Annotated in this window: 7 protein-coding genes and 1 pseudogene; all 8 read right to left on the bottom strand. The window is 66.0% G+C overall.

Annotation, left to right across the window (positions count from 1 at the left end):
* The coding region (locus I6U14_RS02435) for a sodium ion-translocating decarboxylase subunit beta (protein ID WP_296896606.1) at positions 1–1,079 on the bottom strand (1,079 nt) is incomplete at its 3' end.
* Positions 1,080–1,098: 19 nt separating this feature from the next.
* A complete protein-coding gene (oadA, locus tag I6U14_RS02430) occupies positions 1,099–2,913 on the bottom strand; it encodes a sodium-extruding oxaloacetate decarboxylase subunit alpha (protein ID WP_296896604.1) in 1,815 nt (604 codons plus the stop codon).
* 49 nt (positions 2,914–2,962) lie between these two features.
* Positions 2,963–3,235, bottom strand: coding sequence for an OadG family protein (locus I6U14_RS02425; RefSeq protein ID WP_296896603.1), 273 nt, complete (start codon positions 3,233–3,235; stop codon positions 2,963–2,965).
* Positions 3,236–3,331: 96 nt separating this feature from the next.
* Positions 3,332–4,630, bottom strand: coding sequence for an adenylosuccinate synthase (locus I6U14_RS02420; protein ID WP_296896602.1), 1,299 nt, complete (start codon positions 4,628–4,630; stop codon positions 3,332–3,334).
* Between the two features lie 146 nt (positions 4,631–4,776).
* On the bottom strand, positions 4,777–5,958 hold the full coding sequence (locus I6U14_RS02415; RefSeq protein ID WP_296896601.1) for an ATP phosphoribosyltransferase regulatory subunit: 1,182 nt from the start codon (positions 5,956–5,958) through the stop codon (positions 4,777–4,779).
* 56 nt (positions 5,959–6,014) lie between these two features.
* Entirely contained in the window at positions 6,015–6,200 is a 186-nt protein-coding gene (locus I6U14_RS02410; RefSeq protein WP_296896600.1) for a DUF2065 domain-containing protein, read from the bottom strand.
* A gap of 224 nt (positions 6,201–6,424) precedes the next feature.
* Positions 6,425–7,402 carry a protease modulator HflC gene (hflC, locus tag I6U14_RS02405; RefSeq protein ID WP_296896598.1) on the bottom strand — a complete coding sequence of 326 codons (978 nt, stop codon included), beginning with the start codon at positions 7,400–7,402 and terminating at the stop codon, positions 6,425–6,427.
* A gap of 32 nt (positions 7,403–7,434) precedes the next feature.
* Positions 7,435–7,616: pseudogene (locus I6U14_RS02400) on the bottom strand (protease modulator HflK); the annotation flags it as partial.

The raw sequence follows: 7,616 nt of genomic DNA, 5'->3' as shown, positions 1-7,616 counted from the left end.
CCGGCGACGTTCGGGCCCATGGCGTGCATCAGGAGAAAATTGTGATGGTCCTCCTCGAGCCCGACGCGATTCACCACCCGGGCGGCCATAGGCACCGCCGATACCCCGGCCGCGCCGATCAATGGGTTCACCTTACCGCCGGTGACCCGATGCATGATCTTGCCCATGAGCACACCGGTGGCGGTGCCGATGCAGAACGCGAGCGCGCCGAGCACCAGGATACCGAGGGTCTCCAGCGCCAGGAACTTGTCCGCGGACAACTTGGACCCAATGGCCAGCCCAAGCATGATGGTGACGATATTGATGATCTCGTTCTGAGCGGCACGGCTCAGGCGCTCCACCACGCCGCATTCACGCAGTAGGTTGCCGAAGGTGAGCATGCCGATGAGCGGCGCCGCCGACGGCAACAGCAGTGCACAAAGGAGGAGCACCACGAATGGAAACAGAATCCGCTCCAGCTGTGAGACGGGGCGCAGCTGCTGCATGACCACCCGACGCTCCGCTGGGGTCGTCAGCGCGCGCATGATGGGCGGCTGAATGATGGGCACGAGCGCCATGTAGGAATACGCCGCAACGGCAATGGCGCCTAGCAGGTCCGGCGCCAGCCTGGAAGCCAGGAAGATTGCCGTCGGCCCGTCGGCGCCGCCGATGATGGCAATGGCCGAGGCGTCCTGCAGGGTAAAGTCGAATCCGGGCACGAAGTTGAGCAGAATCGCGCCGATCAGCGTCGCGAAGATGCCAAACTGGGCGGCCGCCCCGAGGAGCAGCGTCGATGGTCGGGCGATGAGTGCGCCGAAGTCCGTGAGCGCCCCGACCCCCATGAAAATGAGCAGCGGGAAGATGCCCGTCTCCACCCCGACGGTGTAGATCATGCCGATCATGCCGTCGGGCCCGCCGATACCGGCCACCGGGATGTTGCTGAGCAGTGCTCCGAAACCGATAGGCACCAGCAGCAGCGGCTCGAACTTCTTGGCGATGGCGAGGTAGATGAGCCCGCAGCCCACCGCCATCATCAAGGCCTGGCCCCAGTCCATATTGGCAATGCCCATGGACTGCCAGAGCTTCAGCAGTTGATCCATTTGTCTTGTGACGCTCGGTTCAGCCGACGGAGAGCAGGGGCGCACCGAGCCCCACGGCATCGCCTTCCTTGACGCGGATTTCCACGATCTTGCCGGCGGTGGTGGCGCGGACCTCGGTCTCCATTTTCATCGCCTCCAGCACCAACAGCACGTCGCCGATGGCCACCTGTTGGCCCGGCTGTACCTGTACGCGCACGATATTGCCCGCAAGCGGTGACTCGAGCACGTGCGCCGAGGCCGGCGCCGCGGCAGTCGGCGCGGGCGCTGGGCTGTCTGACACCCGCTCGATACTGCCCTCTGCCGAGACGGTCACCGCATAGCTTCGCCCGTCCACCTCAACCCGGTAATGCTCAGGCCCACCGGCGGCCACGGATGCCGCTGCGGGCTGAGCCGCGCGCGCGGCGACCTCCCGCTGGGTCTGCTCCTTGGCGTCCAACTCCCAGGGTGGCGGCTCGAACGCAGACGGGTCACCGCGGTGCTCAAGAAACTTGAGGCCCACTTGCGGGAACATGGCGTAGATGAGCACGTCGTCCACCTGGTCCTGGGCCAGGTCGAGCTTGCGCTCGGTGGCGATACCCTCCAGCTCCGCCGTCAGCCGCTCCAGCTCCGGGCTCAGCTCGTCCGCGGGGCGGCAGGTGATGGGCTCCTCGCCATCGGCGAGCACCCGCGCCTGCAGGGCCTCGTTGACGGGCGCCGGCGTCTTGCCGTAGGCGCCCTTGAGCACGCCCGCAGTCTCGTTGGTGATGGATTTGTAGCGCTCGCCCATGAGCACGTTCAGCACCGCTTGGCTGCCGACGATCTGGCTGGTGGGCGTCACCAGCGGGATAAAGCCCAGATCCTCGCGGCCCTTTGGGCTCTCCTCCAGGACTTCGTCGATGCGGTCCGTGGCGCCCTGCTCGCGCAGCTGATTCTCCATATTGGTGAGCATGCCGCCCGGCACCTGGGCCACGAGGATGCGCGAGTCAACGCCGCGCAGGGAGCCCTCGAACCGGGCGTATTTCTTGCGCACCTGCCGGAAGTAGGCAGCGATCTCCTCCAACAGCTTCAGATCGAGCCCCGTGTCACGCGGCGTGCCCTCCATGATGGCCACCACAGACTCCGTCGGCGAATGGCCATAGGTCATGCTCATGGAGGAGATGGCCGTGTCCACCATGTCGATGCCCGCCTCGGCGGCCTTGACGATGGTAGCCGTGCTGAGCCCCGTGGTTGCGTGGCACTGCATGGCGATGGGAATGCTGCAAGTCTCCTTCAGTCGAGACACCAACTCCTCAGCGACATAAGGCCGCAGCAGCCCGGCCATGTCTTTGATGAACATGGAGTGGCAGCCCATGTCCTCCAGCCGCCGGCCCAAGTCCACCCAATACTCCATGTTGTGCACCGGGCTTACGGTGTAGGACATGGTGCCCTGCGCATGAGCATCGGTGTTGAGCGCTGCCCGTACCGCCTGCTCCAGGTTCCGCAGATCGTTCATGGCGTCGAAGATGCGGAAGACGCCGATGCCGTTCACTGCCGCCCGCTCGACGAACTTCTCTACCACATCATCAGCGTAGTGGCGGTAGCCAAGCAGGTTCTGCCCGCGCAGCAGCATCTGCTGCGGCGTATTCGGCATGGCCGCATGCAGCTTTCGCAGGCGCTCCCACGGGTCTTCGCCCAAATAGCGGATGCAGGCGTCGAACGTGGCACCGCCCCAGCTCTCCAGCGACCAGTAGCCCACCTGGTCGAGCTTCCCAGCGATGGGCAGCATGTCCTCGATGCGCATGCGGGTCGCCAGCAGCGACTGATGGGCATCGCGCAATACAACGTCAGTGATGCCTAGCGGTTTCTTGTCGGTCATGGTGACTCCCCAACGGTGCGGCGAGGATGCTCATTGCAGGATGCGGCCGTCAGTGCGGCCCGGCCTGCCTGCGCTTGCGGTAGCGGGCGATGGCAGCGGCAATGACGGCGATCGGCGGTTCGTCGCCCTTGCCGGCGCCCATGGCCGTGCCGGTGCTCGAAGTCGGCACTGCGGGCTCGGTCTGCGGCAAGGGCGCGAGTCGCAGCGCCGCCCAGGACATAACCCGCAGGATGCCCACCAGCAGCAACAGGAAACAGAAAACGATGCCCATGCCGATGAGCATCAAGCGCAGACTCTCGAACAACAGGGCCGTCTCGCTCATGGGCCGGGCGCACCTGTTCGTGGTTGGATGGGCGGTTTACCGCGCAACTGCCGCGGTGCCGGGGCGAGCATGATTGCCCGGGCGCGCTCCTGCAGCTCAGCGCGCGTCGAAGGGGTGGCGGACCACGACAGTCTGAGCGCGATCGGCGCCGGTGGAGACGATGTCGATGGGGGCGCCGCCGAGCTCCTCGATCTTCTCGAGGTAGGCCCGTGCCGCCGACGGAAGACCGTCCAGTGACTCGACACCGACCGTCGATTCCTGCCAGCCCGGCAGCTCGATGAATTGCGGCTTGCAGCGTGCAAGCGCGTCGGCCCCCACCGGCGGTGCATCCAGAACTTCGCCGTCCAGCTCGTAGGCGGTGCAGATGCGGATGGACTCCATGCCGTCGAGCACGTCGAGCTTAGTAATGCAGAGACCAGAGACGCTATTGACGATGAAGGAGCGCTTCAGCGCTACCATGTCGAGCCAGCCGCAGCGGCGCTTGCGCCCGGTGGTGGCGCCGAACTCGTGACCCTGCTCGCCGAGGCGGTCGCCGTCGGCGTCGAAGAGCTCCGTCGGGAAGGGGCCGCCGCCCACGCGGGTGGTGTACGCCTTGACGATGCCCAGGATGTAATCGAGATCCCGCGGCCCAACACCGCTGCCGCTGGCGGCGCCGCCGGCGGTGGTGGTGGACGAGGTCACGAAGGGATAGGTGCCGTGGTCGATGTCGAGCAGCGCCCCCTGGGCGCCCTCGAACAGCACATTCGCCCCGTCCCGGCGCATGCGCGCGAGCCGCGCCACGATATCCTCCACCATGGGCGCGAGCTGCTCGCCGTAGGTCAGCGTGGTGTCCAGCACCTCGGCGAAGTCCACCGGCTCGGCATCCAGGTACTGCTGGAGCGTGAAGTTGTGATAGTCGAGCACCTCGCGCAGGCGTTCCTCGAAGTGCGACGGCTCCAGCAGCTCGCCGAGGCGGATGCCGCGCCGGGCGATTTTGTCCTCGTACGCCGGGCCGATGCCGCGCCCGGTCGTGCCGATGGCCTTGGCGCCGCGGGCCTTCTCGCGGGCGATGTCGAGCGCCTTGTGATACGGCAATATCAGGGCGCAAGCGGGGCTGATGCCGAGACGCTCACGCACGGGCACGCCGCGCGCCTCCAGCGTTGCTGCCTCTTCGAGCAGCGCGTCCGGCGCGAGCACGACGCCGTTACCGATGAGGCAGGTGACGCCGTCATGCAGGATGCCGGACGGGATCAGGTGCAGTACGGTCTGCTCGCCATCGATGACCAGCGTGTGGCCGGCATTGTGACCGCCTTGGAAGCGCACCACGGCGTCGGCACGCTCGGTGAGCAGGTCGACGATCTTGCCCTTGCCCTCGTCACCCCACTGGGTGCCGATGACAACAACGCTCTTGCCCATGTCGGTTTGGCCTCCACTGGCCGTCGGTCCGAGGTGATCGGCCGACAAGTTAACACGATGTTCATGGTTTCGGGAGACGACCGCTCGCCGGCGTCACAGCGGTGAACGCGTGGCGTCGGCCGATCGTGGCCCGAGCGCAGCCGGTCTCAGGTCTCTCTCACGGGCTTCAGTACCCAGCCGCCCGCCTCTTGCACCAACTGCTCCGCATTGCTCCCCGCGGTGTCCGCGGCGCCCGGGAGGCGGTAGATCACCCGTCGCCCGGACTGGCGAAGGCGGCGAACCTCGGCCTGCAGCGACGGCTCCGCGCTCCATGGGGCCAGCACAGGAGGTCGGAGTACCCCTTCCGCTGGTGGCGCCTGCGCGATAAGGCCCTTCAGGTCCGTGCTGAAGCCGACGGCCGGCCGTGAGCGTCCGAATACCAGTCCGATGTCGTCGTAACGCCCGCCACGCCCGATCTCGAGCCCCCAGCCCGGCACGAAGGCGGCGAAGACGATGCCGGTCTTGTAGTTGTAGCCGCGCAGCTCGGCGAGATCGAAATGCACTGAAAGCGACGGCAGCCAGCGCGCGATCTCATCGGCCACCGCCCGCAGGCGGGCGAGCGCTGACTGCACTGGAGCTGCTGCCTGTGCCAGTGCATCGCCCGCTCGCTCCAGGGCGTCGTCGCCGTTCAGCTCCGGCAGGGCGAGCAGCATGTCGCCGACGGCGGTCGCGACGCCAGCGCGGTGGATAAGCTCCCGGATCTCCGGGATGGCCTTGCGCTGCAAGGCGTCGAAGAGCGCCATCTCCTGACCGCGGTCGAGCCCCGCCTGTGCCGCGAGCGCGCGGTAGATGCCCACATGGCCGAGATCGAGGTACGCATTGTCGATACCGGCGGTTTCCAGGGTCGCCACCAGTAGGCGCAGGACCTCGACATCGCTTTCAACGCCGTCGTGTCCGAAGATCTCCGCACCAATCTGCAGCGGCGCGCGCGAGCCGGCGAAGCCGTCGGAACGGGTGTGGAGCACCGTACCGAGATAGCAGAGCCGCGTTGGCCCTTCGCGGCGCAGCCGATGCGCGTCGATGCGCGCCACCTGCGGCGTCATGTCCGCGCGCACGCCGAGGAGGCGTCCGCTCACCTGATCGGTGAGCTTGAAGGTCTTGAGATCGAGGTCGCTGCCGGTGCCGGTGAGCAGGCTGTCGAGATAATCGATGAAGGGCGGGATTACCAGCTCGTAGCCCCAGCTGCCGTAGAGGTCGAGCAGCTCGCGGCGCAGGTGCTCCACTCGCGCCGCCTCGGGCGGCAACACCTCATCGATGCCATCCGGCAGGCGCCAGCGTTCTTCGTTCATCGGGCAAACCAGGGAAACAGGCCAATCGGAGTGGGCTAAGGGGTGTGGTGGCTGGCTTAGTTGATCAGGTACAGAAACGCGACCCCGGCGAGCATGCTGACCAGCCCGCTCACGCGCAGGCTCCGATTGTCCTGCCGCGCCACCTCCAGCAGGACACGGCGCATTAGGTTCGGCGCCAGGAACGGAAGCACACCCTCGATCACGAAGAGGAGCGCCAGAGCCACGAGGAGATCATGCCACATGGAGCGACGAGCGGAACAACAGTGGGCGGTAGGGCCGCCTGCAGCAGACCGGTGCCGTGCCATCAAGGCCCAGGGGCTCTGGCATCACGATAGATGCCGAAGCGCAGTCTAACGTCCGGCAAGCCTCGACAACAGGGGGGTTACGGCGCCGGGGCCTAGAACGGCCCCCGCGATGGGCCGCCGGAGGAGTCGCGTACGCCGGCGGCGGAGGGAAGGAATGGGCTTCAGCGCAGGCGAGAACTGTAGCCCGGCATCGGTGCTGGCAGTGGGGCGGAGGCCTGCGGTGGCTCCGATGTCGAGACAGCGTCGTCTGGGGCGCCCCGCATGTGCCCGAAGTACCTGAAAAACTCAGAATCAGGAGCGAGCACAAGGGTGCTGTCGCCGGCACCAAAGGATTCCCGGTAGGCATTCAGGCTACGGTAGAAGGCATAGAATTCCGGGTCTGCCGTATAGGCGTTGGCATAGACTTCCGCTGCTTTGGCGTCGCCCTGGCCGCGCGTCTCTTCTGCCTCTTTGTATGCATCCGCTAGAATCACGGTGCGCTGGCGGTCGGCGTCTGCGCGAATGCGCTCGGCGGCTTCCGAGCCTTTGGCGCGCAGATCGCGGGCAACGCGGTCGCGCTCGGCGCGCATGCGGTTGTACACGGATTCGCTCACCTCGGGCGGAAGGTCGATCTTCTTCACCCGCACGTCCACCACGTCGACACCGAGCTCGGTGGCCTGGGTGTCGATCTGCCGGGTGAGCTCGGTCATCAGCGCCAGTCGGTCTTCAGAGACCACTTCCTGGATGGTGCGCTTACCGAACTCGTCACGCAGGCTCGTATTGATGCGCTCAGAGAGCAGCCGCGCCGTGCGTGCGGAATCACCGCCGGTGGAGCGGAAGAACTGCGCCGCGTTGCTGATGCGCCACTTGGTGTAAGAATCGACGATGACGTCCTTTTTCTCGATGGTCAGGAAGCGCTGAGGCTGCGAGTCCAAGGTCTGGATGCGCCGGTCGAACTTCTTGATGTTGTTCAGTAATGGCACTTTGAAGTGCAAACCTGGCTCGTAGTCGCTCGCGACGATCTCACCGAGCCGGAGCTTGATCGCCACCTCCCACTGATTGACCACGAAGGTGAAGGCGTAGAACAGCACGGCGAGGACGACTAGCGCCGCCGGAAACAGGCTCTTGTAGCGAGACAGAAACGACAGAGTCTGAGACATGAATCAATCCGATAGTGACAGGGACTGCGCCGTCAGCGGCTGCGGCGCTCGCGGTCGACCGAACGTTGTGGATTACCGCTAGAACGCGGCGCGGACGCCGGCGCAGCACTGATCGTCGGCGCCCTCGACACCGGCTGGTCTTCTGCTTGACCGGAGCGAATGAGCTTGTCCAACGGCAAATAGAATAGGCTGTTGGCGCCGTACTCCGGTGCAT

Source organism: Thiohalocapsa sp., assembly GCF_019695415.1.
Taxonomy (GTDB): Bacteria; Pseudomonadota; Gammaproteobacteria; order Chromatiales; family Chromatiaceae; genus Thiohalocapsa.
This window is presented reverse-complemented; position numbering and strand designations above follow the sequence as displayed.

Excerpts from the sequence above, each read along its gene's own strand:
- oadA (WP_296896604.1), bottom strand. The coding sequence starts at position 2,913 with ATGACCGACAAGAAACCGCTAGGCATCACTGACGTTGTATTGCGCGAT.
- I6U14_RS02420 (WP_296896602.1), bottom strand. The coding sequence starts at position 4,630 with ATGGGCAAGAGCGTTGTTGTCATCGGCACCCAGTGGGGTGACGAGGGC.
- I6U14_RS02425 (WP_296896603.1), bottom strand. The coding sequence starts at position 3,235 with ATGAGCGAGACGGCCCTGTTGTTCGAGAGTCTGCGCTTGATGCTCATC.
- I6U14_RS02415 (WP_296896601.1), bottom strand. The coding sequence starts at position 5,958 with ATGAACGAAGAACGCTGGCGCCTGCCGGATGGCATCGATGAGGTGTTG.
- hflC (WP_296896598.1), bottom strand. The coding sequence starts at position 7,402 with ATGTCTCAGACTCTGTCGTTTCTGTCTCGCTACAAGAGCCTGTTTCCG.
- I6U14_RS02410 (WP_296896600.1), bottom strand. The coding sequence starts at position 6,200 with ATGTGGCATGATCTCCTCGTGGCTCTGGCGCTCCTCTTCGTGATCGAG.